A 22,567-nucleotide genomic window follows, 5' to 3' on the forward strand; every position below is an offset into this window, starting at 1 on the left:
GCTGAGCCGGCTCCCGCAGGAGCCGGCCGGACGCCGGTCAGGGAGACGGGCAATCCGTTTCGCGGCACAGGCGGTACTCGGCGTCGCACTGCTCGGAGGTCTTGCCCAGCGGTCCATGCGTCGCGCGCAGGCACTGTTCGTACTTCAGCGTGCAGAAGTCGCAGGAATCTGCGGCGAAGGCCAGGCCGGTCACGGCCATGCCAAGGAGCATCACGGTCTTCAAGGTCGTCTTGATCATCACGTCAGTCCTTTGTCTGCCCGTCAATGGGCCAGGCCACCATAGCAGTCGGTGCCGCGATGTCCCGCCGCACTGCGGCACGATGCTGCGCTCAGCGCTGCACCGCCTTCAGCGCCTCGACGACCTGGGCATCGGAGAAGCCGCAGTGACCTTCACCCACCGCAGGCAGCACCTGCGGCAACGGCGCAGCGCCGGCACGCCTGGCCAGTTGCGGATACAGCGTCTGCATGTGCGGCACGATGGTGGGATCGTTGTGGTTGAACTGGATCACCAGCGGCCGCTTCAGGGCGCCGGTCAGCGCCAGCGTGCTGCGCACCCTGGCCTGCGCGGCAGGCACCGCGTCGAGGCGCTGCACGCCGGCATTGAATGCGGCGTCGTCACCGAAACCGCTGTAGTCCACACTGCGGTTGCCGACCGGCAGGCCACCGCTGCGCATGGCCAGCTCGTGCAGGACCAGCGCATGCAGGCTGATGGTGCCGGCCAGTGCATCGCCGGAGACCTGCAACCGCTGCGCCAGCACTGCCGCGCGCGCGGGATCGCGTTGCAGTGCATGGGCGATGCCCTGGTACAACGCGCCCTGCGGCAGCGCTGCCGCTTCCCGCGAAACCAGGCCGCTGCGCGGCAGGCCTTCGGCGGCGGGGAAGAAATAATAAAATGCGACCAGTGTCGTCAGCAGGTCGGCGGCGATCTGCTCGCCGCTGAGGTTGGCGCCGCACAGCGAAACGCCGCCGGTGTAGTGCTGCGGGAAGCGCTCGAGGCTGCCGATGGTCACCGCACCGCCCATCGAGAATCCCAGCATCCAGGTATGGCGCACGCGCTTGAGTTCGCGCGCGGCATGTTCGCGCAGGCGTTCGGTGTCATTGATCGCGTCGGCCACTGCCCAGCCCTGGCTGGAATACGCGCTCTGCGCGACGGCGTAACCCGCGCCCAGCAGCGCTGCGGTGCTGTCATTGGCGGTCATCGGTGTGGTGCGTGGAACGCCCACAGGTTCATAGCCGTGGGCGAGCATCACCAGCTCGCCGTTCCAGTCTGCAGGCACATCCAGCCGCCACGGCGCCCCCTGCAGTTCGCCGCTGAGGGTGCGTGGTGCCGGGGCGGTGCCGCCAGCAACGATGTCGCAGGCAACAGCAGGGCGAGGGCGAGGGCATGTCGAAGCAAGCGACGCATCGTGATCATTCCATCCGGGAATGGCGCCGAGCATAGAGCGCGGCGCAACCTTGCGCGCGCTGCGCTGCCGCAGGGAATTGCAGCGAGAACAGGTGGCGCTCTACGCTGGCTGCAGGGCCCTGCACTTGCTGTGTGGCAAGATCGGCGCAGGCAAGTCCACGTTGTCGCAGCCATTGGCAGCAAGGCCGCCCCACGCGCTGATCAGCGAGGACGCATGGTTGACTGCGCTATCGTTCCAGGCCAGCGATGAGCAATTCGAGAAGATCACCCGTCACTTCGTGGCACCGGCCAAAGAAGAGGACTTCGTGGTGATCCGGCATACGGAACACGGCCCGGCATAATGCCCTCGGTTCAGTCGCCGAAGGCCGGTTTGCCTTCGGTGGCGGTCCGTACGAGCGTCCTGCGGAAGGTTTCGACCAGCGGGCGCAGGTTGATGCGATGCCAGGCCGCCCACAACGGCGTGCGGTAGCTGAACCACGGCAGCTCACGCAGCACCACACCGTCCGGTGCCTGGTGATCCAGGCTCTGCTGGACGGTGGTCAGGCCCAGACCGGCGGCCACCAGGCCCAGCGCGGCCAGTGGCTCGGTCGCTTCCATGGCGATGGTGGGGGTGAACCCGGCCTTCGCGCACGCGGCGATGAAGGTGTCATGGCGCAGTGCGTTTTCCCTGTGCATCACGCCGATCCATTGTTGGCTGGCCAGATCCGCAGGTGTGATGACTTCTGCACTGGCCAGTGCGTGCGCGGCCGGCACGGCCAGCAGCATCGGGTCGTTCAGTACCTGTGTGGCCTCCAGATCCGGATCGTCGAACGCCGGCGGTTCGCAGACCAGGGCGATATCCAGGCTGCGTTGCCGCAGGCCTTCCAGCTGCACGTCCGACTGCTGGTTGTAGAGCGCGATATGCACCGCCGGGCGATCGCCACGCAGTTCGCGCAGGGCGGCGGGCAACACGCCCGAGTGCATCGCGTATTCCAGATAGCCGATGCACAGGCCACCTTCATCGCCGCGGCCGAGCCGCCGCGCCAGCGATTCCAGGCGGTTGGCGTGGGTCAGCAGGGCGCGCGCCTCGGCCAGGAAGGTGCGGCCATCGGCGGTCAACCGGATGCGCTGCTGTGAACGTTCGAACAGCTGCAGTTCCAGCCGTTCCTCCAGCTGGGCGATCTGCCGGCTGAGCGGGGATTGGGAGATGTGAAGGCGCTCGGCCGCGCGGCCGACGTGTTCATCTTCGGCGACGGCCACGAAGTAGCGCAGTTGGCGGAGATCGAGCATAAGACCACACAGGACTCAAGTTGGAGAAATTATGTCTTGGACAGTCTTGGCGGGCAAGCCTAGTCTCTGCGTCAACCTCAACAACCTCCCCAACGGGAACCCCATGAGCATCAACACTCTGCTGACTGGCAAGACCCTCGGCTTCGGTACCGCGCCGCTGGGCAACATGTTCCGTGACATTCCCGAAGCCGAGGCCCAGGCCACGGTGGACGCGGCCTGGGAACAGGGCACCCGCTACTTTGACACGGCTCCGTTCTACGGCGCCGGCCTGGCCGAGATCCGCCTCGGCGACGCGCTGGCCAGGCGCAACCGTGACGACTTCGTGCTCAGCACCAAGGTCGGCCGCCTGATCCTGGACGAAGTGGAAGACACCAGTGCTCGCGACCTTGGCGAGAAGGGCGGCCTGTTCGTCGCCGGCCGCCCCAACAAGCTGGTCAACGACTATTCGGCCGATGCCACCTTGCGCTCGATCGACGACAGCCTCAAGCGGCTGAAGACCGATCGCATCGACATCGTCTGGGTGCACGACATCGCCCAGGATTTCTACGGCGATGAGTGGCTGTCCTACTTCGAGACCGCACGCCGCGGCGCCTTCAAGGTGCTGACCCGCCTGCGCGACGAAGGTGTCATCAAGGCCTGGGGCCTGGGCGTCAACCGTGTCGAGCCGATCGAGCTGACCCTGGACCTGGACGAAGCCCGTCCGGATGGCTTCCTGCTGGCGGGACGCTACTCGCTGCTCGACCACGAGCGTGCGCTGCAGCGGGTGATGCCCAAGGCGGCCGAGCGCAACACCGGCATCGTGGTCGGCGGCCCGTACAGCTCCGGCGTGCTGGCCGGTGGCAGCCACTTCGAGTACCAGAAGGCGTCGCCGGAGATCCTGGCCAAGGTCGAGCGCATCAAGGCCATCGCGGCCGAGTACGGCATCAGCATCAAGGCGGCCGCCCTGCAGTTCTCGCTGGCCAACCCCGCGGTGGCTGCGGTGATCCCGGGCGCCAGCCGTCCCGGGCGCATCGCCGAAGACTACGCCGCACTGAAGGAAATCATCCCGGCCGGGTTCTGGCAGGAACTGCGCGCCCAGGGCCTGGTTGCGGCCAACGCCCCGTTGCCGATCGACAACATCTGAGCCCGCAAGGAGACCTTCCCATGGCAACTGCATCTGTATCCATCACCGTGCCGACCCCGGCCGACCAGGTCTGGAACCTCATCGGCGGCTTCGATTCGCTGCCCGATTGGCTTCCGTACATTCCCCGGAGCACGCTCAGCGAAGGTGGCCGCGTGCGCCATCTGGCCAATCCCGATGGTGATGCCATCGTCGAGCGCCTTGAAGCCTTCGACCAGGCCGGCCGCAGCTACACCTACTCGATCCTGCAGGCGCCGTTCCCGGTCACCGGCTACCGGTCCACCCTGCGTGTGGTCGAGCAGGGCTGTGGTTCGAGGATCGACTGGTCCGGTGAGTTCACCCCGGTCGGCGTCAGCGACGCAGAGGCGTCCGCGCTGTTCGAGGGCATCTACCGCGACGGCCTGGAGGCACTGGAAAGCACGCTGGCCGGGTGAATGCCCGAGAGGTGTTGATCGCCTGCAGACGCCCCGGCCGGTCCGGGGCGTCTGCGTTTCAGTGGGTGGGTGATGGTCCACCACAGGCAACGCGGTGCATCGGGAAATCCACCGCCTGTTCCGGGTTGTCCTGCGCGACTTCGATACGCGCGTGCGCGCGCTGTTCGTCCAGGCGGCGGTAACGGATGCGCTGCGGGAAGTCGTTGGCCGGATTCTCGAACACGGCCTCGGTGTCATCGACGTGGGTGGCGTTGAACTCGGTGGGGTTCTGGCCCGAGGGCAGGGCGGTCAGCACCAGACGACCTTCATCGTGCTGGCGCAGCTGCATGAACTCGAAGCCAACGGTGCGCCCGTCGCGCACGCTGCGGCTGCTGCCCAACAGCGTGCCGCCGGCCAGCGTGGACCACTGCTCGCCGGTGCCTTCGGGGCGACCATCAAGCTGCCAGCATCCGGCCAGCCAGGCCAGCTGCGTGATCTTCGGCGGCGAGGCCGCCTGCGTGTGGGTGGACGCCGCCAACAGCAGCAGCGGCAGCAGAGTCAGGGCGATGCGGTTCGACATCGGTGCCTCCGTGCGTGGGATGTCTGGCGTGTATAGCGCCTGATCCATCGCCAGACCAGTGTCGCCCCATACAGCGCTGATTCCGATACGATTTGTCGTATTGAATGCCAACCGCGTGATCTGGAGTCCTGTCATGGTTGACCGCCTCGCCATCCTGCTGGAGCGTTTCGCGGTCACCGCCTCGGTGTTCCATGCCGGTGCGTTGTGCGGCATCAACAGCCTGGAGGGCGAGGACGAGGCCGGTCAGTTGCACCTGGTAAGGCGGGGGCCGCTGCAGGTCCGCCACGGCCAGCAGACCGTGCAGGTCGATGTGCCCAGTCTGCTGCTGTATCCGCGGCCGATGCCACACCGTTTCAGCACCGATCCGCAGCGAGGTGCCGACATGGCCTGCGCGAACCTGCATTTCGAGGGCGGCCGGCTCAACCCGATCAGTGCGGCGCTGCCCGATTTCATCTGCCTGCCGCTGGCCGAACTGTACGGCGGCAATGCGGCACTGGAGCTGTTGTTCGAAGAAGCGTTCGAGCAGCGCTGCGGGCGCGCGGCGATGGTCAACCGCCTGTTCGAGGTGGTGATGATCCAGGTATTGCGCCAGTTGATGGAGGGCGGCGAGATGCGCGGCGGCCTGTTCGCCGGGCTGGGTCATCCGCGGCTGCGATTGGCGCTGGTGGCGATGCACGAAGCGCCGGCGCAGGCGTGGACGCTGGAGGATCTGGCCGAGGTGGCCGGGATGTCGCGCAGTGTGTTTGCGGCCAGCTTCCGCGAGGCGATGGGCACCACGCCGGGCCAGTACCTGCAGGGCTGGCGGGTGGGATTGGCGCAGCAGGCGTTGCGTCAGGGCCGGCCGCTGAAGCGGATCGCCGATGAGGTGGGCTACGGCAGCGAAGCGGCACTGTCGCGGGCCTTCAAGGCGCACACCGGGCAGTCACCCCGGCAGTGGCGCGGGCAGGACCGCGCCAGCGCGGCCTGAGCCTCAGCCCAGCGCCAGCCGGGCCAACTTCATGCCGCCGAACAGGCCGGCCACGCCCAGGGCCACCGAGCCGCCGGCATACAGCGCGGCCAACCCATGCTGGCCACGCTGCAGCAGCAGGCCGATTTCAAGCGCATAGGTGGAGAAGGTGGTGTAGCCGCCCAGGATGCCGGTGGCCAGCAGCAGGCGCAGCTGCGGGGAGGCGCCATTGCGCAGTGCGAAGGCCTCCACCACCACGCCCATCAGCAGAGCACCGCTGAGATTGATCAGGAACGTGGACCACGGCCAGGCGCTGCCCACGGCGACCCGTGCGCCGATCAGGTTGCAGGCGTGGCGCAGGCAGGCGCCGACACCGCCTCCGACGAAGACCAGCAGATAGTTGTTCAGTGATTGCATCGCATGCCTCGAGAGCGGGTTCGCAGTGTTGATGGCGAACGCCGAAGGCAGACACGGCCTGCCATCGACGAACGCCACGTTCGTCCTGACAGGAGCCATCAGCCTTCTCAGGCGGTTATCGGGGAGCCCCATCCCCATCGCGGTCCATGCTACCAGTGCCGGCGAGGAAGCGTCAGCGCGTTCAGGACATCGAGGTCTTCAACACCCGGGCCACCTTGCTGCGGCTGAAGCCGTCCATCAACAGCTCGAAGGCCAGCAGATCCAGTGCGGCGTGGCGACGGTGGTCGATCTCCAGGCCGTTCTCCTCGACCAGGTGGCTGACCAGCTCGTAGGCGTCCTGCCAGACATCCAGATGGGCCTGGCTGGGCATGTAGGCGTTGCCGCGTTCACCGACCCCACCGCCGCTCACCCCGTACAGCAGTTCGCGCGCGTCCAGCTTGGCCGCATCGGCGATGCGGAACAGCTGTTCGGCCTTCACGTGGGCTGGGCTGACATGGTCGTTGAGCCAGTTGCTGATGGTTGCCGTCGTTGAATCGGCGGCACGGGCCAGATCGGCCGGGCGCGGGTGCCCGGCTTTCTTCATGGCGATGGCGAGTCGTTGGCCGAGAGTATTCATCTATGCAAGCCAGCTTAACGCCTGGATCGTAAAGAGGCCTTGTCGCAAGAATCTGTCTGATTAGCAGAAGGACCGATCATGACTGGATTCTGGAGCAAGCGGCAGGTGCGCGACCGGCTGGGCTTCCTTACGGACGCCGAACTGGCACGCTTCTTTGGCATAAGCCGATCCGCAGTGTCGCAATGGCCCAAGGATGGCCCGATTCCCGCGTTGCGGCAGTACATCCTTCATCAGCAATACCCGAACCTGTTCCCGGTCGTCGGGGCCGCCGAACCCGAATTCGGGTGATCTGCGCCGCAAGATGTCGCCTTTAGCGCGCTAAGCGTGAAACGCAAAGCATGCTTAACAAAGTAGGGAAATTCGATGAAACTTGCTCTGGCCATTGGCAGTGCCTACTGAATTGGGGCCACCGGGTGACGGGCGTCGTGTCGGGTCTGGCCCATCCGGAGCCATGGTGGTTCCGTATGCAGTTTTGTGAACGATTAATAATTTCGATCACGAAAGCGAGCGGATGTAATTGACCTGTCGTGAAATCTATGACTAATTGGAGTCAACCGGTCGTGAAGCCCGGGAGTCTTTCAGTAGCACGCAAGTGAGTCGGTAGACCGTCAACGATGCAGAACAAGTCCAACGGAGGTCGTATGGAATACGGCATGCATGGCTTGGCTGAACGGGTACGCCGCGAACTGGAAGCCAGCTATCACAAACACGGATGCGGTCCGGCGTTCTGGGATACCTACCAGCAGGTGCTGGACCGCCTGGTTCCGCAGGGGACCGAGCGTACCGAGGTCACCAACGAAATGGCGCTGATCATCGAACAGCTGGGCATCGTACGGCGTGCGCAGCTGGTTCCGCCGCACGCCAACGGGTCACGTTGAAGCGTTGATTCAGAGCAGGCGCCAGGCGCCCCAGGCCAACAGCGCCAGCAGCATCGACAATAGAACCAGGGTACGGGGCCGCCATCCGCGCCGCGGCTGTCCTGCCATCGCCTGTGGACTGCAGTAGCGCACCAGGCCAGGACCGAAACCGGCCTGGTGCTGCTGCCGTGCGCAGGCTTCCAGGCAGGCGCCACAGGCCAGGCAGTCGGCCTGCGGGCCCTGGCGGATGTCCAGCTGCATCGGGCAGACGCGGACACAGGCCAGGCAATCGGTGCAGTCGCCCAGCCGGTTGTCGCTGAAGGTCGGCGTCGGCCCGGCCAGCAGCGGGTGCGCTGCACGGAATACGTAGTCCTGTGCGGTGGTCGGGTCGAGCAGGCCACGACCACGGCCGAGCACGCCGCCCAGACCGGACGGGCGGGGCCCGCGCGGTTCCCCGCGCCGGGCGTCATACAGCATGCGCGGCGTGTATGGGTCGGTCAGTAGCGGCTGCGCACGCGCGAACGGGCACAGCGAGCGGCAGACCTGTTCGCGCAGGAAGCCTGCATTGCCCCAGGTGGCAGCGGCGTAGAACAGCACCCAGAACGTTTCCCAGCCGCTCCATGCAGCGCGGGGCAGGGCGGTGGCCAGTTCCGCGATCGGGCTGAACAGTCCGACGAAGGTGATGCCGGTCCAGAATGACAGCAGCGCCCAGGCCAGTTGCGTGGCCGGGCGCGTGGCCCTGGCCGGCAGCAGCCGGGCCATGCCGTGGGCGATCCAGTCGAAGGCGCGCCGCCACAGCGTCTGTGGGCAGGCATGGCCACACCACACCCGCCCGGCGAGGTGGGTGAGCAGGGCCAGGCCAACGGCCAGCACCGCCAGCAGGCCGATCAGCACGCCGACATCACCGGGCCAGAGGGTCCAGCCGAACAGGTCGAAGCGTCGCGCGTTGATGTCCAGCAGCAGGGCCTGGCGCCCGTCCCAGCGCAGCCACGGCAGCGCGTAGAACAGCACCAGCAGGGCGGCACTGAGCGCGCGCCGCCAGTGCCAGGGACGGGATGCAAGGGCGCAGGTCGTGTTCATCCCAGCGGCAGCTCGTCGTCGTCGTCGCTGGGCAGCGGTCGTTGCAGGTACCAGGTGACGGCGCTGGACAAGGCCGTCACCGCCCAGAACATGAAGAAGCCTGCGGTATAGCCCAGCTCGCGGCTGATGGCCGTCCCCGGGAAGCTGATGGCCTGCAGCCGCAGCGGATCGACGAAGGCAAAGAACACCACGCTGGCCAGGCCCGCGGCGATGAAGCTGGGCCAGAGGATGGCGCCCCAGTGCTGGATCAGTTGCTGGCGGCGGTTGGGGGGAGGTCTGTTCATGCTGTCCCGGATCGAAAAGTGGGCGGCGCGTATACTTCGTCCAGGTTGGCGCCGCATCCGCAGGGCATGCTTCCTGCAAGCATGGCAGCCTAGGTGCAGCCGAGTGCGCCGACATTGATCTGGATCAACGGCGATGCCGCCCTGCCGCGGCACACTGCCGGCACGCCTTGGGTACCCCGATGAACGCAATACCGCCGCCTGTCCTTCCTGTCGCCTCGCCCGAGCTGTGCACCGAGCAGGAAGTGACGCGCCTGGTCCACGACTTCTACGCCCGTGTGCGCGAAGAGGAACGATTGGGTCCGGTGTTCGAGGCGCACGTGCATGACTGGCCGGAGCACCTGGCGCAGCTGGTCGACTTCTGGTCGGCGATGCTGCGCGGCACCCGCCGCTTCAAGGGTTCGCCGATGTCCAAGCACATGGCCATCGAGCTGGACAAGGACCTGTTCGACCGCTGGCTGGTGCTGTTCCGGATCACCACCGCCGAGTGCGGCAACCTGCCCATGCAGGAGCTGGCCAACGACGTGGCCGCGCGCATTGGAGACACCTTCTGGAAGCGCTACCAGATGCTGCGCTGGCCGCAGGTGGGACTGCCGGTGCTGGGATTGCCCGGCCAGGATTGATCTGGGTCAAGGCGGCACCGTCCGTCCGGCGCGATGCTGGCGGCATGGACACGTTCTCTCCCGCTGCCGGCGGCCTGGCCTGGACCTTCGACCCCGATCTGCTGCGCCGGCACGACCGGCCCGGGCCGCGCTACACCTCGTATCCGACCGCGCCGCACTTCCATGAGGGCTTCGACGCCCCGGCGCTGCGCCAGGCGATCGCCGACAGCAACCGGCAGGCCCGCGCCTTGTCGCTGTACGTGCATGTGCCGTTCTGTTCCAGCCCCTGTTTCTACTGTGGGTGCAACCGGATCATCACCCGCGACCGGGGGCGCGGGCACAGCTACGTGTCGCGTGTGCTGGCCGAGGCCGATCTGCTTGCACCGCAGTTCGAGGACGGCCGCGAAGTGATCCAGCTGCACCTGGGCGGCGGCACCCCGAACTTTCTCGATGCCGACGCGATGACCACGCTGGTGGAAGGTCTGCGCCGGCGCTTCGACTTCAGTGATTCGTCACAGCGTGACTTCTCGATCGAGCTCGACCCGCGCTTCATCGACGCCGGTGACGTGGCCATGCTGGCACGGCTCGGCTTCAACCGCGCCAGCCTGGGCGTGCAGGATTTCGATCCGCAGGTGCAGGCATCGATCAACCGCGTGCAGGGCGTGCGCCAGACGCTGGACATCCTGCGCGCCTGCCGCGACAGCGGCATGCGCTCGGTCAATGTCGACCTGATCTATGGCCTTCCCGGACAGACCCTGCAGGGATTCGGCCTCACCCTGGAGCAGGTGCTGGCGCTGCGCCCCGATCGCCTGGCGGTCTACGGCTATGCGCACCTGCCTCACCTGTTCCGCGCGCAACGGCAGATCGACGAGCGCCGCCTGCCGTCACCGGAGGACAAGCTGGCGTTGCTGGGCCTGGCGGTGGAGAGGCTCTCGGCCGCCGGCTACCAGTACATCGGCATGGATCATTTCGCACTGCCGGAAGAAGATCTGTCGCGTGCACAGCGTGCCGGCCAGCTGCACCGCAACTTCATGGGCTACACCACGCACGCCGATACCGATCTGTTGGGGCTGGGCGTCAGTGCGATCAGCCACATCGGTGCCAGCTACAGCCAGAACCCGCGTGATCTGCCGTCGTGGGAGGAGGCGGTAGACCAGGGCCAGCTGCCGGTCTGGCGTGGCGTTGCGCTGAGCGCGGATGACCAGCTGCGCGCGGAGCTGATCCAGCAGCTGATGTGCCAGGGCGAAGTGGACCTGCATGCGCTGGGCCAGCGCCATGGCATCGACGCCGGACAGTACTTTGCCGAGGATCTGCGCTCGGTCCGGCAGTTGCAGGCCGATGGTCTGGCCGAGTGCCGCGACGGCGTGGTGCGTGCCAGCGAGCCGGGACGGCCGCTGCTGCGGTTGCTGGCGATGTGCTTCGATCCCTACCTGCGCAGCGCGCACGAACAGCCGCGCTATTCGCGTGCGATCTGAGCGTTTGCAGGTTTCCGTGCGATGTCCCGAAGCGCGGACACCCTGCTGCATTGCCATGTTGGTGCCCGGAGCCGGAATCGAACCGGCATGACCTTGCGGTCGGCGGATTTTAAGTCCGATGCGTCTACCAGTTTCGCCATCCGGGCGCGCAGCGCGGCGCCGATTGTAGCCCACCCGTGGCGGGTCGGTCGGTTCGACGCCGGGCGGCGGCATGCTTAACTGCCGCTCCTATTCATGTCATAGTCCCGGCCATCGTTCCCAGGGGGAGCCACCTGATGTCGCTGCACGCGATTGCCTACGCCAGCCAGGCCCATGCCGAACTGCGGACAACCGACCTTGACCGCCTGCTGGCCGATGCCACGGCGTTCAATCGTGTAGCCGGCGTCACCGGCGTGCTGATGTTCGACGGCCGACGGTTCCTGCAATACCTGGAAGGCCCCGAAGACGGCATCGATTCGGTGTTTCCGCGCATTGCCAATGCGCGCAGCCACGGGCAGCTGCAGCTGCTGTGCCGCGCGCCGGTGGCGCAGCGTGCATTCCCGCGCTGGTCGATGGGCACGCGCCGGATCGATCCGGATCTGCTGACACAGATCGTCAATGCGGCCTGGCCCGGGTTCCTGCACGGCAGTGGTGGCTTCGAGCGCCTGCGGCAGGCCTGGACCGGCGCCGATGGCGAACTCGAGCCGGCGGCGGTCGCGCTGGGTTCATGAGGCCGCCTTGGCGGCAGGGCGCCGGGGCCGTTACGCTGTAGCCTTTCTGGCCTGGGTTTCCCCGGAGTGGTGCAGCGGATGAGTGTGTTGGTCGGAGCCATGGCAACGCGCGTGCCACCCTCTGGTTGCGCGCGGTGCTTCGATGAGTGCGCCGCTGGCGGCGGCGGTCGCTCCTCGCTTCGCGGTGATCGGCCTGGGCTATGTTGGCCTGCCGTTGGCGGTGGCCTTCGGCCGGCACTGGCCGACGCTGGGGTTCGACATCGATCCGCAGCGCATCGCCGAACTCGGCCGCGGGCAGGACCATACGCTGGAGATGGAGCCCGATGAGCTGTCCAGCGCGCAGCAGCTGCAGTTCGGCAGCGATGCCGCGCAGCTGGACGCGGCCAATGTCTACATCGTCACCGTGCCCACGCCGATCGACGCCTACGAGCAACCCGACCTGGAGCCGTTGCGCTCGGCCTCGCGGCTGATCGCCTGCCACCTGCGCGCCGGCGATCTGGTCATCTACGAATCGACGGTCTACCCCGGCACCACCGAGGAAGTGTGCGTGCCGCTGCTGGAACAGGGCTCGGGGCTCCGCTTCAATGAGGACTTCTATTGCGGCTACAGCCCGGAACGGGTCAGCCCCGGCGATCGCCAGCGGCGTCTGGCCGATATCCGCAAGATCACCTCCGGTTCGACGCCGGAGGTCGCCGCTGTCATCGATCAGCTGTACCAGCGCATCATCGCTGCCGGTACCTTTCCGGCACCGTCGATGCGGGTGGCCGAGGCGGCCAAGGTGGTCGAGAACATCCAGCGTGACGTCAACATCGCGCTGGTCAACGAGCTGGCCCTGATCTTCGACCGGCTTGGCATCGACACCCAGGACGTGTTGGACGCGGCGGGCAGCAAGTGGAACTTCCTGCCGTTCCGGCCTGGCTTGGTCGGCGGTCACTGCATCGGCGTGGATCCGTACTACCTGCTGCACAAATCAGAGAGCGTGGGCTACCACCCGGACCTGATCCACACCGCACGCCAGGTCAACAACCGTGTCGGCGCCCATGTGGCGGCGCGCGTGCTGGCGATGCTGGCAGAGCGCGGCCGTTCGCCGGCGCAGTCGCGCATCCTGGTACTGGGCGTGACGTTCAAGGAGGATTGCCCGGACCTGCGCAACAGCCGTGCGCTGGAACTGGCGCAGCGCCTGGGCGAGGCCGGGGCCGAGGTGGATGTCAGCGACCCCTGGGTGGGCCCGGCCGCACTGGCGCAGGCCGGCGTGCAGTGGCTGGCCGAACCGGTTTCCGGCCGCTATGACGCGGTGGTGCTGGCGGTGGCGCATGCCCGCTTCAAGGCCATGGAGGAAGCAGCCATCCGTGGCCTGCTGGCACCGGGAGGCCTGGTCTACGACGTGAAATCGGCCTGGCCGCGCAACGTGGTTGACGGCCGACTGTAAGCGCGCTCGACGGGCCGCGCGGTAGACTCGGTGGCAGCTGCAATCGAGGAACGCCATGCACCGGTATATCGTCTACCTGCTCGCCATCCTGATGTTTCCTGTCTGCCTGTGGTTGGCCACGTTGTGGCCGGCCTGGTACTGGGGCGTTGGCCTGACCGCCGCCATGGTGGCACTGGGAAGCTGGGACCTGCTGCAGAAGCGCAGTACGCTGCGCCGCAACTATCCGGTGATGGCGCACTTCCGCTACGGGCTTGAATCGATCGGCCCGGAGATCCGCCAGTACTTCGTGCAGAGCGATCTGGAAGATGTACCCTTTTCGCGGCAGCAGCGCGCCTTGATCTATCAGCGCGCCAAGAACGAAATGGACACGGTGCCGTTCGGTACCCTGCGCAGCACCTACGCAGTGGATTACGAATGGATCAACCATTCGCTGGCGCCGACCGCCATCGCCAAGCATGACTTCCGCGTGCTGATCGGCGGCAACTGCGCCAAGCCCTATTCGGCCAGCGTGTTCAACATCTCGGCGATGAGTTTTGGCTCGTTGTCGGCCAATGCGATCCGCGCACTGAACGAAGGCGCGCGGCGCGGCGGCTTCTATCACGATACCGGCGAGGGCTCGATCTCGCCGTACCACCGCGAAATGGGCGGTGACCTGGTGTGGGAAATCGGCTCGGGCTACTTCGGTTGCCGCGATGAGAAGGGCGGCTTCAGCGAGGAGCGCTTCGTTGCCAACGCCACCCACGACCAGGTCAAGATGATCGAGATCAAGCTCTCGCAGGGCGCCAAGCCGGGCCACGGTGGCGTGCTGCCGGCGCCGAAGGTGACGGCCGAGATCTCGGTGACGCGTGGCGTTCCCATGGGCGTGGACTGCGTATCGCCGTCGCGGCATTCGGCCTTCTCCACGCCGGTTGAACTGCTGCAGTTCGTGGCCCGCCTGCGTGAGCTGTCCGGCGGCAAGCCGGTCGGTTTCAAGCTGGCCATCGGCCATCCGTGGGAATGGTTCGGCATCGCCAAGGCCATGAACGAAACAGGACTGCTGCCCGACTTCATCGTGGTCGATGGCGCCGAGGGCGGCACGGGTGCGGCGCCGGCCGAGTTTGTCGACCATGTCGGCGTGCCGATGCACGAGGCGCTGCTGCTGGTACACAACACCCTTGTGGGCCTCGACCTGCGCGAGCGCATCCGCATCGGTGCGGCCGGCAAGATCACCAGTGCCTTCGACATCGCGCGCACCATCGCGCTGGGGGCGGACTGGTGCAATGCCGGGCGGGGCTTCATGTTCGCGCTGGGGTGCATCCAGTCGCTCAGCTGCCATACCGACAAGTGCCCGACCGGTATCGCCACCCAGGATCCGGCCCGCTGGAAACACCTGGACGCCCCCGACAAAGCCACCCGCGTGCACAGCTTCCATGAGCACACGCTGCATGCATTGAAGGAGCTGCTGTGTGCGGCGGGGTTGAACGACCCGGCCGAACTGGGGCCCGAGCATATCCTGCGCCGGGTATCGCCGGTGGAGATCCGTTCGCTGGCTTCGCTGTACCGCTATCTGGAGCCTGGCGAACTGCTGCACAGGGTGCCGGATCACGCGGTGTTCCATGCGTTCTGGGCCGACGCACGCAGCGATTCGTTCCAGCCGCCGCCGAAGATCCAGGCCCTGCGCGCCAGCAAGTCGCGATAGCGTGTTGTCGTAGAGCCGAGCCCATGCTCGGCTGCCTTTCGGTAGCGTCGAGCTTGCTCGACTGCCTTGCTTGGTAGAGTCGAGCTTGCTCGACTGCGAAAGAACAGTCGAGCAAGCTCGACTCTACAGGGAGACATCATGCAGTTCAGGACCGGCACCCTCGACGATGTGGCTACGCTGTGGGCGCTGCGCACACGTTGCGTGCGTGAGACCTGCAGCAGCCACTACCCCCGGAGGTCATCGCGCCGTGGTCGGCGTCGCCGCCACCGTCGCAGTACGCGCGCCTGCTGGGGCAGGGCGGTTGTGTGGTGGCCGAGGATGCGCAGGGCGTCCTGCTCGGATTCGGCGTGTTTGACAGCGACGCCAATGAAGTCGACGCGTTGTTCGTCGATCCTGATCGTGGCGGCCAGGGCATTGGCCAGGCGCTGATGCAGCGGGTGCTGGCAATGGCCGATCGCGGGCGTGAGGTGGTACTGTCGGCCTCGCTCAACGCAGTGCCGTTCTACCAGCGGCAGGGCTTCATCAGCGTGCGCGAGGAGAGCTACCCGCATCCCAGCGGCGTCGCGCTGGCGTCAGTGAGCATGCGCCGGCCGTGGTGACGTAGCGTCGAGCTTGCTCGACTGCTCTTGTAGCGTCGAGCTTGCTCGACTGCCGTTGATTCAAGCCGAGCATGGGCTCGGCTCTGCCGCGCGAAGCAGTCGAGCAAGCTCGACTCTACCGGGCCGGTCCTACCGCCCGGCCAACCACTCGATCACACCCTCGGCCGCACGCAGGCCGCTGGCATAGCAGGCGGTCAACAGGTAGCCGCCGGTCGGGGCTTCCCAGTCCAGCATCTCGCCAGCGCAGAACACGCCGGGCAGGGTACGCAGCATCAGGCCCTCATCCAGCGCCTCCAGGCGCACGCCACCGGCGGTGCTGATCACCTCGGCCATCGGCCGTGGCCGCTGCAGGCGCAGTGGCAACCGCTTGAGCGTGGCAGCCACGGCCGGCAGATCGTTGCCTGCCTCCTTGCCGAGGGTCTCAAACACCAGCGCGGCCTTCACCGCATCCAGGCCCGCCTGGCGGCGCAGGTGTTCGCCGAAGCTGCGGCCCTTGCGCGCGCGCGACAGGTCGGCCAGCAACCGCGCCTCGTCACGGCCGGGCACCAGATCCAGCCACAGCATGGCGTGGCCGTCGCGATTGATGGTTTCGCGCAGATCGGCGGCCAGGGCATAGATCAGGCTGCCTTCAATGCCGTAGTCGCTGGCCACGCATTCGCCCTGCAGCGACTGCGGCTGGCCGGCCAGGTCGATCCAGTGCGCGACCACCGGTTTCAGTGGGGCGCCGGCATTGCGTTGGGCGAAGAACGGGGTCCAGTCCACGTCGAAGCCGCAGTTGGCCGACTGCAGCGGCGCGATAGCGACGCCGCGCGCCTGCAGGGGCACGACCCACGCGCCGTCACTGCCCAGCTGCGGCCAGCTGCCGCCGCCCATCGCCAGCACCGTGGCATCGGCGTGGACAAGGATTTCCTCTGCTTCGGTGGCAAAGCGAAGTGCACCGTCATCGCTCCAGCCGATCCAGCGGTGGTTGGCATGCAGCCGCACACCCTGTTCCTTCAAGCGGCGCACCCAGCCGCGCAGCAATGGCGCGGCCTTGCGGTCGACCGGAAACACGCGGCCGGAGCTGCCCACATAGGTCTCTACGCCGAAACCGGCGGCCCAGTCTCGCAGTGCCTGCGCGTCGAAGCCGTCCAGCCAGTGGCCCACGGCAGTGGCCTGCTCGCGGTAGCGGCTGTCGAACAGCGGGCGCGGATCGGAATGGGTGAGGTTGAGCCCGCCCTTGCCGGCGATCAGGAACTTGCGACCGGGAGAGCCCTTGGCCTCGTACAGATCCACGTCCAGCCCGGCCGCGCGCAGGCGTTCGGCGGCGAACAGTCCGGCCGGGCCGCCACCAACAACGGCAACCCGGCGCGGCGGGGTGGCATTACGGTTTGACATCGAGCAGCTCGACGTCGAACACCAGTGACGAGCCAGCCGGGATCGGGCCGACGCGGCGGTCTCCATAGCCGTAGTCAGGCGGGATCATCAGCGTACGCTTGCCGCCGACCTTCATCCCGGCCACGCCTTCATCCCAGCCGCGGATGACCTGGCCGGCGCCCAGCGCGAAGGTGAACGGCTCGCCACGGCTGACCGAGCTGTCGAAGGTCTTGCCGTGCTTGTTCTCGGTGCGGTTGTCGTAGATCCAGCCGGTGTAATGCACGGTGACCTTGCTGCCCGCGACGGCTTCGGCACCGGTGCCGGGCACGCTGTCGATGCGCTCGAAGGTGGTCAGGGTGCCACCCGGCGGCGGGCCGGACGGCTCGGTCGAGCAGCCGGCGGCGGCGAGGGACAGCAGCAGGGGAAGCAGTAGGCGGCGCATCGGGCGTCTCCGGAAGGGCGCAGGGCGAGGGCGGCAAGGGTAGCGCATCGGTGCCGAGTATCATGGCGGCATGGCCAAACTCCTGCTCAATCTGCGCAACGTCGGCGACGACGAATATGCCGATGTCTGTACCCTGCTGGACCAGCACGGCATCGCCTGGTACCGCACCGAACCCAGCCCCTGGGGCATTTCCAACGGCGGCCTGTGGCTGCGCGAGGACGCCGATCATCCCCGCGCCAAGGCGCTGATGGCCGGCTACCAGGCCGAACGCGGCCCGCGTATCCGGGCCGAGCGCGAGCAGGCGCTGCGCGAAGGCACCGCCGAGACCTTCGGCAGCCTGTTGCGGCGGCGCCCGCTGTATGTGGTGCTGGTGCTGCTGGCGATGGCGGCCGCGGCGGCCCTGGTGCTGCTGCCGTTCATGCTGCTGCGCGGGTAAAGGGGGCGGATTCCTCTGCTGCGCAGAGGGCGCTGCCCCTGAATGGGTGAACGCTGAATCTGACCCCGGCGCGCTCTGGCGCTAAAATGGCGGGATGATCGCCAACACCGCCGCCTACCATTTCGCCGTCATCGACGCTCCCCAGGCCCTCTGCGACCAGCTGCTGGCGCGTGCCGAGGCGGCGGCGCTGCGCGGTACGATCCTGGTGGCGGGCGAGGGCCTGAACCTGTTCCTGGCCGGCGCGCCGGACGCGATCGAAGGGTTCTATTCGACGCTGCGCGAAGACACGCGCTTCGTTGACCTGCGGGTCAAGACCAGCCTCAGCGAACACCAGCCGTTCGCGCGGCTGAAGGCCAAGGTCAAGGACGAGATCATCAGCTTCCGCCGCGACGACGGCCAGCCGCTGGATTATCCGCGTGCACCCGCGGTCGATCCGGCCACCGTGCAGCGCTGGTTGCGCCAGGGCCACGACGATGCCGGCAAACCGGTGGTGATGCTCGACACGCGCAACCTGCAGGAGGTCGAGTACGGCACCTTCAAGGATGCGCTGGTGCTGCCGATCCACAAGTTCACCGACCTGCCCGAGGCGCTGGCGCCGCATCGCGAGGCGCTGAAGGACAGCACCGTGGTCAGCTTCTGCACCGGCGGCATCCGCTGCGAGAAGGCCGCGCTGTGGATGGTCAACGACGGCATGGACAACGTGCTGCAGCTCGATGGCGGCATCCTGGGCTACTTCGAGGAAGTGGGTGGGGAAGGCTATGAAGGCCGTTGCTTCGTGTTCGACGAGCGTGTGGCGCTGGATGCAGAGTTGAAGCCGATGGTGGACCAGCCGTTGCCTGAGCTGCGCCCCAGCGCGTTCTAACGCTTCCGCGGTAGAGCCGGCCGCTGGCCGGCTGCCAGGGTGCCCTGCCTGCCGGCCAGCGGCCGGCACTACCGGATCACGCCCTGCGGGCGCTGAACCCATCCTGCGGGAATCAGCATCCCGCCACCGTCACTGGCCGTTGCCCCCGGCCGACCCCATCACAAGGGGAATCCTGTGACGGAATACCGCCTGATGATCCCGTTGTCGATTCTCGACCTGGCCCCGGTCTGCGAGGGCAGTGACACCACTGCCGCCTTTGCCAACATGCTGGAACTGGCCCAGCACGCCGACGCGCTGGGCTATCGCCGCTACTGGCTGGCCGAACACCACAACATGCCCGGCATCGCCAGTGCGGCCACCGCCGTGCTGATCGGCCACGTCGCCGGTGGTACCCAGCGCATCCGTGTTGGTGCCGGCGGCATCATGCTGCCCAACCATGCACCGCTGCAGGTGGCCGAGCAGTTCGGCACGCTGGCCTCGCTGTATCCGGACCGCATCGACCTCGGCCTGGGCCGCGCGCCGGGCACCGACCAGCCTACTGCGCGCGCACTGCGCCGCTACTTCGACAGCGCCGACCAGTTCCCGCAGGACGTGCGCGAACTGCTGCACTACTTCGAACCGGTGCAGCCGGGCCAGGCCGTGCAGGCTGTTCCCGGTGGCGGCCTGCGCGTACCGACGTGGATTCTCGGTTCCAGTCTGTTCGGCGCGCGCATGGCCGCGTCGATGGGCCTGCCGTACGCGTTCGCCTCGCACTTTGCGCCTGATGCAATGGACGAAGCACTGGCGGTGTACCGCCGCGAGTTCCGCCCCTCGGCCACGTTGAAGCATCCGCACGCGATGCTGGCGCTGAACGTCGTCGCCAGTGACAGCGAGGCCGAATCGCGCCGCCTGTTCACCAGCCAGCAGCAGAGTTTCGTGAACCTGCGTCGCGGCCGACCGGGCAGGATTCCGGCGCCGATCGACGACATCGAATCGTTCTGGGAACCGCACGAGAAGCTGGGCGTGGAACGGGCGCTGGCCTGCACCGTACTCGGCGATCCGCAGCAGGTCGCTGAGGGCATCGCCGCCTTCGTTGACCGCCACAAGCCCGACGAGCTGATGCTGACTGCCAACCTGTATGACCACCGAGCGCGCCTGCGTTCGTTCGAACTGGCCATGCACGCCTGGCATGCCCGCCACGCGGGCTGAACAATTGCGTCACGGTGCATTGCGCTCAAAGCGCGTCTGATGGGGGCCCCACACCGATGGAGCCCCCATGGCCGACACCCGTGCCGAACACATCGCCCAGCTGGCCGAACTGATCCAGGACGTGGAGGTGGCCATGTTCACCACCACCGGCGTTGATGGCCGCCTTTACAGCCGGCCATTGGCCACCCAGCAGGTCACCTTCGACGGTGACCTGTGGTTCGTCATCACCGCCGACAGCCCTAAAGTGGCCGAGATCGCGCTCGATCCGCAGGTGAATGTGGCGTATGCCTCGCCGTCGAAGAACACCTATGTGTCGGTGGCAGGACGTGCGCGTGTGGTCGATGACCGCGCGAAGATCGAAGAGCTGTGGTCGCCGGCGATGAAGCTGTTCTTCCCTGGTGGGAAGGATGACCCCAACCTGCGCCTGATCCATGTGTGTGCCGACAGCGCCGAATACTGGGATGGCCCGGGCACGCTGCTGGGCAAGGCGCTGACGTTCGTGTTGTCGGCGGTGCAGGACGAACCAGCGGCGTTGGCCGACAACGGGTTCATTGATCTGCGTGGATGACGGACATCCGATGTTGGTAGTGCTGGCCGCTGGCCGGCAATCCCGGAAACGTGGCAGCCGGCCAGCGGCCGACTCTACCGGGTGCGGGTTCAGAACCAGCGCTGGAACAGATCCACCGTGTAGCCCACCAGTTGCCCCGAACTGAAACCGAAGAAGGTGATTGCCGCCAGCGCTGCGATCCAGTTGAACAGCATCAGGGCACCATCACGCTCCAGCAGCGCCAGCGAGAACAGCAGCAGCTGGAAGCCGAACAGGAAGTTGGTGAACGGAATCGGCAGCGACAGCAGGATGCCCAGCAGCACCAGCAGCAGACCGGTGAAGGCGTGCGCCGGCAGCGGTGTCAGCAGCTGCGGCAGGCGTGGCTTCAGCATCCGGTCCAGGCGCCGCAACGGCCGGTCGATGCGGTCGAGGAAGCGGTGCATGGTGCCGCGCTTCGGCCCGCGCCGGGCGATGAGGCCCGGCAGCCACGGGCGGCGCAGGCAGCACAGCATCTGTAGCCCGATCAGGATCACCAGCGGGCCGCTGACCGCGCCGCCCATGCCCGGAATCGGAATGAACGACGGCAGGATGGCCACGAACAGGAACACGCCGAACGCGCTCTGCTGCAGGTTGCGCAGAATCTGGCCGAGCGGCATGTGCTCGGCCGGGTCGCCGGAAGCGAACATCTCCAGCAGGGTGCGGATGCCCTCGTTGCGATAGGCCGGGCGCTCCTGGCCCGTGCCCGGGTCGGCCTCAGGCGGTGAGCTCATCGGCCTGCTCGTCGGACAACGTACGCAGCAGCAGCTTGTCTACGCGCGCACCGTCCAGGTCGACGATCTCGAAGCGCCAGCCGGCCCAGTCGAAGTACTCACCGGCGTGCGGGATGCGGCCGAAATAGTGGATGCACATGCCGGCCAGCGTGTAGTAGTCGCCGTCCTCGGCATCGGGCAGGTCGTTGCTGCCGATCAGTTCGCGCAGGTCTTCGATCGGCAGCGAACCGTCCACCAGCAGCGAGCCGTCCTCGCGGGTCACCACCAGCGCGTCCTCATCGGCGTTCTCAACGGCCTGCAGGCGGCCGACCACCGCGCCCATCAGGTCGCTGATGGTCACCAGGCCCTGGATCTCGCCGTATTCGTCCACCACCAGCGCCATCGACTGCTGTTCCTCGCGGAAGATCTCCAGCAGCTTCATCGCGTGGGTCGATTCGGAGACATACAGCGCTTCGCGCAGGGTCTGGAACAGGGCGTTGTCACCGCGCGCCATGCGCGTGGCCAGCGATTTCAGCTCCAGCACACCGACCACGTCCTGGTCGTTGTCGCGATACACCGGATAGCGCGAGAACTCATGCTCGGCCATGATTTCCAGGTTGCGCTCCAGCCCGGCCTGGGTATCGAGCCAGGCGATGCGGTTGCGCGGGGTCATCAGGCTGTCGGCGGTGCGGTCGCCCAGGCGCATGACGCGGTTCATCATGTCGCGCTCGTGGGCGTCGATCACGCCGGCCTCGTGGCTCTCGGCCACCAGCATGCGGATTTCTTCTTCAGTCACCGAGGCGGCTTCGTCCTTGCCGAGCCCCATCAGGCGCAGGACCAGGCGGGTCGAATGGGACAGCAGCCACACAGCCGGGAATGCAATTCGGGCCAGCCAGCCCATCGGCAGGGCAACCATGCCGGCGATATCTTCTGAGCGGGTGATGGCCAGGCGCTTGGGCACCAGCTCGCCAAAAATCAAGGTCAGGAAGGTGATCAGCGCCACGGCCAGCGTCTTGCCGATCAGGTTCGACAGGGGTTGCGGATCACCGAACAGGGTGATGGTGTCGGCCAGCGACGGGAACATCACCTGCAGATGGTGGGCGATGCTGTTACCAATGGCCTCACCGCCGTACACGCCGGTCAGGATGCCGCCCAGGGTGATGCCAATCTGGACGGTCGACAGGAAGTTCTCCGGCTTCTCCGACAGCTCCAGCGCCTTGGCGGCGCGCTTGGAGGTGCTGGCCATCTGCTTCAGGCGGCTCTTGCGCGAGGTCATGACCGACATCTCGGACATGGCGAAGAAGCCGTTGAACACGATCAGGGCGAGGACAATCAGGATTTCAAACACGGGCGTCGTCCCCGGTTGGTGGCAGGGAGGGCGGGTGCTGGCGATGGCGGCAGGCGCTCAGGCACGGGGTCCGGCGCGGCGCAGGGGGATAAGGGTCGTCGTCCATAAGGTGCGCCCGAAGGCGCGCTGGCATCTTAGCAAAGGGGCATGGCCGGGTGGCAA

General features: G+C 66.9%; 26 protein-coding genes, 1 tRNA gene, 2 pseudogenes and 1 riboswitch. Of the genes and pseudogenes, 16 read left to right on the forward strand and 13 right to left on the reverse strand.

Translation table 11 applies throughout. The features are described 5' to 3' along the window. Positions 1 to 37: 37 nt before the first annotated feature. Both N4G47_RS06075 and N4G47_RS06080 read right to left on the reverse strand, forming a co-directional pair. Entirely contained in the window at positions 38 to 238 is a 201-nt protein-coding gene (locus N4G47_RS06075) for a hypothetical protein (protein ID WP_249844467.1), read from the reverse strand. A gap of 91 nt (positions 239 to 329) precedes the next feature. Continuing rightward, positions 330 to 1,405 (reverse strand): annotated as a pseudogene (locus N4G47_RS06080) (alpha/beta hydrolase family protein). Between the two features lie 59 nt (positions 1,406 to 1,464). Between N4G47_RS06080 and N4G47_RS06085 the strand changes: the two are divergent. After that, complete coding sequence (locus N4G47_RS06085) at positions 1,465 to 1,746, forward strand: AAA family ATPase (RefSeq protein WP_475289898.1); 282 nt, start codon at positions 1,465 to 1,467, stop codon at positions 1,744 to 1,746. A 10-nt stretch (positions 1,747 to 1,756) separates the two neighbouring features. On the opposite strand, the gene N4G47_RS06090 is transcribed toward N4G47_RS06085, so the two are convergent. Continuing rightward, positions 1,757 to 2,674 (reverse strand): LysR family transcriptional regulator, encoded by a 918-nt coding sequence (locus N4G47_RS06090; RefSeq protein WP_475285863.1) that lies wholly within the window; start codon positions 2,672 to 2,674, stop codon positions 1,757 to 1,759. A gap of 103 nt (positions 2,675 to 2,777) precedes the next feature. On the opposite strand from N4G47_RS06090, the gene N4G47_RS06095 reads away from it, so the two are divergent. Together N4G47_RS06095 and N4G47_RS06100 are read left to right on the forward strand one after the other, a co-directional pair. Beyond that, positions 2,778 to 3,797, forward strand: a complete 1,020-nt coding sequence (locus tag N4G47_RS06095; protein WP_475285865.1) for an aldo/keto reductase — start codon at positions 2,778 to 2,780, stop codon at positions 3,795 to 3,797. A 20-nt stretch (positions 3,798 to 3,817) separates the two neighbouring features. Continuing rightward, a complete protein-coding gene (locus tag N4G47_RS06100; protein ID WP_475285867.1) occupies positions 3,818 to 4,228 on the forward strand; it encodes an SRPBCC family protein in 411 nt (136 codons plus the stop codon). 58 nt (positions 4,229 to 4,286) lie between these two features. Here the strand turns inward: N4G47_RS06100 and N4G47_RS06105 are convergent, their stop codons facing one another. Then, complete coding sequence (locus N4G47_RS06105; protein WP_475285869.1) at positions 4,287 to 4,787, reverse strand: DUF6265 family protein; 501 nt, start codon at positions 4,785 to 4,787, stop codon at positions 4,287 to 4,289. Positions 4,788 to 4,920: 133 nt separating this feature from the next. On the opposite strand from N4G47_RS06105, the gene N4G47_RS06110 reads away from it, so the two are divergent. Further along, positions 4,921 to 5,754 (forward strand): AraC family transcriptional regulator, encoded by an 834-nt coding sequence (locus N4G47_RS06110; RefSeq protein ID WP_475285871.1) that lies wholly within the window; start codon positions 4,921 to 4,923, stop codon positions 5,752 to 5,754. A gap of 3 nt (positions 5,755 to 5,757) precedes the next feature. Here N4G47_RS06110 and crcB read toward each other — a convergent pair whose 3' ends face one another. Both crcB and N4G47_RS06120 read right to left on the reverse strand, forming a co-directional pair. Beyond that, entirely contained in the window at positions 5,758 to 6,150 is a 393-nt protein-coding gene (crcB, locus tag N4G47_RS06115; RefSeq protein ID WP_475285873.1) for a fluoride efflux transporter CrcB, read from the reverse strand. 82 nt (positions 6,151 to 6,232) lie between these two features. Continuing rightward, a riboswitch (Fluoride riboswitch) is annotated at positions 6,233 to 6,295 on the reverse strand. Between the two features lie 36 nt (positions 6,296 to 6,331). After that, complete coding sequence (locus N4G47_RS06120) at positions 6,332 to 6,733, reverse strand: helix-turn-helix domain-containing protein (RefSeq protein WP_107233083.1); 402 nt, start codon at positions 6,731 to 6,733, stop codon at positions 6,332 to 6,334. Between the two features lie 111 nt (positions 6,734 to 6,844). Here N4G47_RS06120 and N4G47_RS06125 point away from each other — a divergent pair, with 111 nt between their 5' ends. After that, a complete protein-coding gene (locus tag N4G47_RS06125) occupies positions 6,845 to 7,054 on the forward strand; it encodes a helix-turn-helix domain-containing protein (protein WP_475285875.1) in 210 nt (69 codons plus the stop codon). A 353-nt stretch (positions 7,055 to 7,407) separates the two neighbouring features. Then, positions 7,408 to 7,644 (forward strand): hypothetical protein, encoded by a 237-nt coding sequence (locus N4G47_RS06130; RefSeq protein WP_019337197.1) that lies wholly within the window; start codon positions 7,408 to 7,410, stop codon positions 7,642 to 7,644. A 9-nt stretch (positions 7,645 to 7,653) separates the two neighbouring features. Here the strand turns inward: N4G47_RS06130 and N4G47_RS06135 are convergent, their stop codons facing one another. Beyond that, on the reverse strand, positions 7,654 to 8,703 hold the full coding sequence (locus tag N4G47_RS06135; protein ID WP_475285877.1) for a 4Fe-4S dicluster domain-containing protein: 1,050 nt from the start codon (positions 8,701 to 8,703) through the stop codon (positions 7,654 to 7,656). Next, positions 8,700 to 8,987, reverse strand: a complete 288-nt coding sequence (locus N4G47_RS06140; protein ID WP_249844459.1) for a hypothetical protein — start codon at positions 8,985 to 8,987, stop codon at positions 8,700 to 8,702. Before N4G47_RS06140 ends, N4G47_RS06135 begins: the two co-directional genes overlap by 4 nt. 179 nt (positions 8,988 to 9,166) lie before the next feature. On the opposite strand from N4G47_RS06140, the gene N4G47_RS06145 reads away from it, so the two are divergent. Both N4G47_RS06145 and hemN read left to right on the forward strand, forming a co-directional pair. Continuing rightward, the gene (locus tag N4G47_RS06145) at positions 9,167 to 9,607 is read left to right on the forward strand and encodes a group III truncated hemoglobin (protein WP_475285879.1); all 441 of its coding nucleotides are present in this window, start codon (positions 9,167 to 9,169) and stop codon (positions 9,605 to 9,607) included. Between the two features lie 44 nt (positions 9,608 to 9,651). Further along, the gene (gene hemN / locus N4G47_RS06150) at positions 9,652 to 11,061 is read left to right on the forward strand and encodes an oxygen-independent coproporphyrinogen III oxidase (protein ID WP_475285881.1); all 1,410 of its coding nucleotides are present in this window, start codon (positions 9,652 to 9,654) and stop codon (positions 11,059 to 11,061) included. Positions 11,062 to 11,120: 59 nt separating this feature from the next. Here the strand turns inward: hemN and N4G47_RS06155 are convergent. Further along, positions 11,121 to 11,207: transfer RNA gene (locus N4G47_RS06155), tRNA-Leu, on the reverse strand. 129 nt (positions 11,208 to 11,336) lie between these two features. On the opposite strand from N4G47_RS06155, the gene N4G47_RS06160 reads away from it, so the two are divergent. From N4G47_RS06160 to N4G47_RS06175, 4 genes and pseudogenes are all read left to right on the forward strand, one after another. After that, positions 11,337 to 11,771, forward strand: coding sequence for a BLUF domain-containing protein (locus N4G47_RS06160; protein WP_107233088.1), 435 nt, complete (start codon positions 11,337 to 11,339; stop codon positions 11,769 to 11,771). Between the two features lie 142 nt (positions 11,772 to 11,913). Next, positions 11,914 to 13,200 carry a nucleotide sugar dehydrogenase gene (locus tag N4G47_RS06165; protein ID WP_475285884.1) on the forward strand — a complete coding sequence of 429 codons (1,287 nt, stop codon included), beginning with the start codon at positions 11,914 to 11,916 and terminating at the stop codon, positions 13,198 to 13,200. A 55-nt stretch (positions 13,201 to 13,255) separates the two neighbouring features. Then, entirely contained in the window at positions 13,256 to 14,878 is a 1,623-nt protein-coding gene (locus N4G47_RS06170; protein WP_475285886.1) for an FMN-binding glutamate synthase family protein, read from the forward strand. A gap of 138 nt (positions 14,879 to 15,016) precedes the next feature. Further along, a pseudogene (locus tag N4G47_RS06175) lies at positions 15,017 to 15,477 on the forward strand (GNAT family N-acetyltransferase). 129 nt (positions 15,478 to 15,606) lie between these two features. On the opposite strand, the gene N4G47_RS06180 reads toward N4G47_RS06175, so the two are convergent. Together N4G47_RS06180 and N4G47_RS06185 are read right to left on the reverse strand one after the other, a co-directional pair. Continuing rightward, positions 15,607 to 16,854 carry a TIGR03862 family flavoprotein gene (locus N4G47_RS06180; protein ID WP_475285888.1) on the reverse strand — a complete coding sequence of 416 codons (1,248 nt, stop codon included), beginning with the start codon at positions 16,852 to 16,854 and terminating at the stop codon, positions 15,607 to 15,609. Further along, complete coding sequence (locus N4G47_RS06185; RefSeq protein WP_475285890.1) at positions 16,841 to 17,275, reverse strand: FKBP-type peptidyl-prolyl cis-trans isomerase; 435 nt, start codon at positions 17,273 to 17,275, stop codon at positions 16,841 to 16,843. The genes N4G47_RS06180 and N4G47_RS06185 overlap by 14 nt, the downstream gene beginning before the upstream one ends. 70 nt (positions 17,276 to 17,345) lie before the next feature. On the opposite strand from N4G47_RS06185, the gene N4G47_RS06190 reads away from it, so the two are divergent. The 4 genes from N4G47_RS06190 to N4G47_RS06205 all read left to right on the forward strand — a co-directional run bounded on the left by N4G47_RS06190 (position 17,346) and on the right by N4G47_RS06205 (position 20,329). Beyond that, positions 17,346 to 17,711, forward strand: coding sequence for a DUF6164 family protein (locus N4G47_RS06190; RefSeq protein WP_475285891.1), 366 nt, complete (start codon positions 17,346 to 17,348; stop codon positions 17,709 to 17,711). Between the two features lie 94 nt (positions 17,712 to 17,805). Continuing rightward, positions 17,806 to 18,573, forward strand: a complete 768-nt coding sequence (locus tag N4G47_RS06195; RefSeq protein WP_475285893.1) for a sulfurtransferase — start codon at positions 17,806 to 17,808, stop codon at positions 18,571 to 18,573. A 192-nt stretch (positions 18,574 to 18,765) separates the two neighbouring features. Next, positions 18,766 to 19,761, forward strand: coding sequence for an LLM class flavin-dependent oxidoreductase (locus N4G47_RS06200; RefSeq protein ID WP_475285895.1), 996 nt, complete (start codon positions 18,766 to 18,768; stop codon positions 19,759 to 19,761). A 67-nt stretch (positions 19,762 to 19,828) separates the two neighbouring features. Continuing rightward, positions 19,829 to 20,329, forward strand: coding sequence for a pyridoxamine 5'-phosphate oxidase family protein (locus tag N4G47_RS06205; RefSeq protein WP_475285897.1), 501 nt, complete (start codon positions 19,829 to 19,831; stop codon positions 20,327 to 20,329). Positions 20,330 to 20,418: 89 nt separating this feature from the next. On the opposite strand, the gene N4G47_RS06210 is transcribed toward N4G47_RS06205, so the two are convergent. Further along, on the reverse strand, positions 20,419 to 21,078 hold the full coding sequence (locus N4G47_RS06210) for an exopolysaccharide biosynthesis protein (protein WP_475285898.1): 660 nt from the start codon (positions 21,076 to 21,078) through the stop codon (positions 20,419 to 20,421). Then, positions 21,062 to 22,405 carry a hemolysin family protein gene (locus tag N4G47_RS06215; protein WP_475285900.1) on the reverse strand — a complete coding sequence of 448 codons (1,344 nt, stop codon included), beginning with the start codon at positions 22,403 to 22,405 and terminating at the stop codon, positions 21,062 to 21,064. The genes N4G47_RS06210 and N4G47_RS06215 overlap by 17 nt, the downstream gene beginning before the upstream one ends. Positions 22,406 to 22,567: the final 162 nt, after the last annotated feature.

The organism is Stenotrophomonas sp. GSD10, from assembly GCF_056172695.1.

What these genes read in the sequence shown, in the direction of transcription:
- N4G47_RS06195 (WP_475285893.1), top strand. Translation starts at nt 17,806, where the DNA reads ATGATCGCCAACACCGCCGCCTACCATTTCGCCGTCATCGACGCTCCC.
- N4G47_RS06125 (WP_475285875.1), top strand. Translation starts at nt 6,845, where the DNA reads ATGACTGGATTCTGGAGCAAGCGGCAGGTGCGCGACCGGCTGGGCTTC.
- N4G47_RS06105 (WP_475285869.1), bottom strand. Translation starts at nt 4,787, where the DNA reads ATGTCGAACCGCATCGCCCTGACTCTGCTGCCGCTGCTGCTGTTGGCG.
- N4G47_RS06075 (WP_249844467.1), bottom strand. Translation starts at nt 238, where the DNA reads ATGATCAAGACGACCTTGAAGACCGTGATGCTCCTTGGCATGGCCGTG.
- N4G47_RS06205 (WP_475285897.1), top strand. Translation starts at nt 19,829, where the DNA reads ATGGCCGACACCCGTGCCGAACACATCGCCCAGCTGGCCGAACTGATC.
- N4G47_RS06130 (WP_019337197.1), top strand. Translation starts at nt 7,408, where the DNA reads ATGGAATACGGCATGCATGGCTTGGCTGAACGGGTACGCCGCGAACTG.
- N4G47_RS06170 (WP_475285886.1), top strand. Translation starts at nt 13,256, where the DNA reads ATGCACCGGTATATCGTCTACCTGCTCGCCATCCTGATGTTTCCTGTC.
- N4G47_RS06145 (WP_475285879.1), top strand. Translation starts at nt 9,167, where the DNA reads ATGAACGCAATACCGCCGCCTGTCCTTCCTGTCGCCTCGCCCGAGCTG.
- N4G47_RS06190 (WP_475285891.1), top strand. Translation starts at nt 17,346, where the DNA reads ATGGCCAAACTCCTGCTCAATCTGCGCAACGTCGGCGACGACGAATAT.
- N4G47_RS06160 (WP_107233088.1), top strand. Translation starts at nt 11,337, where the DNA reads ATGTCGCTGCACGCGATTGCCTACGCCAGCCAGGCCCATGCCGAACTG.
- N4G47_RS06210 (WP_475285898.1), bottom strand. Translation starts at nt 21,078, where the DNA reads ATGAGCTCACCGCCTGAGGCCGACCCGGGCACGGGCCAGGAGCGCCCG.
- N4G47_RS06110 (WP_475285871.1), top strand. Translation starts at nt 4,921, where the DNA reads ATGGTTGACCGCCTCGCCATCCTGCTGGAGCGTTTCGCGGTCACCGCC.
- hemN (WP_475285881.1), top strand. Translation starts at nt 9,652, where the DNA reads ATGGACACGTTCTCTCCCGCTGCCGGCGGCCTGGCCTGGACCTTCGAC.
- N4G47_RS06090 (WP_475285863.1), bottom strand. Translation starts at nt 2,674, where the DNA reads ATGCTCGATCTCCGCCAACTGCGCTACTTCGTGGCCGTCGCCGAAGAT.
- N4G47_RS06165 (WP_475285884.1), top strand. Translation starts at nt 11,914, where the DNA reads ATGAGTGCGCCGCTGGCGGCGGCGGTCGCTCCTCGCTTCGCGGTGATC.
- N4G47_RS06120 (WP_107233083.1), bottom strand. Translation starts at nt 6,733, where the DNA reads ATGAAGAAAGCCGGGCACCCGCGCCCGGCCGATCTGGCCCGTGCCGCC.
- crcB (WP_475285873.1), bottom strand. Translation starts at nt 6,150, where the DNA reads ATGCAATCACTGAACAACTATCTGCTGGTCTTCGTCGGAGGCGGTGTC.
- N4G47_RS06200 (WP_475285895.1), top strand. Translation starts at nt 18,766, where the DNA reads ATGATCCCGTTGTCGATTCTCGACCTGGCCCCGGTCTGCGAGGGCAGT.
- N4G47_RS06095 (WP_475285865.1), top strand. Translation starts at nt 2,778, where the DNA reads ATGAGCATCAACACTCTGCTGACTGGCAAGACCCTCGGCTTCGGTACC.
- N4G47_RS06180 (WP_475285888.1), bottom strand. Translation starts at nt 16,854, where the DNA reads ATGTCAAACCGTAATGCCACCCCGCCGCGCCGGGTTGCCGTTGTTGGT.
- N4G47_RS06140 (WP_249844459.1), bottom strand. Translation starts at nt 8,987, where the DNA reads ATGAACAGACCTCCCCCCAACCGCCGCCAGCAACTGATCCAGCACTGG.
- N4G47_RS06100 (WP_475285867.1), top strand. Translation starts at nt 3,818, where the DNA reads ATGGCAACTGCATCTGTATCCATCACCGTGCCGACCCCGGCCGACCAG.
- N4G47_RS06185 (WP_475285890.1), bottom strand. Translation starts at nt 17,275, where the DNA reads ATGCGCCGCCTACTGCTTCCCCTGCTGCTGTCCCTCGCCGCCGCCGGC.
- N4G47_RS06135 (WP_475285877.1), bottom strand. Translation starts at nt 8,703, where the DNA reads ATGAACACGACCTGCGCCCTTGCATCCCGTCCCTGGCACTGGCGGCGC.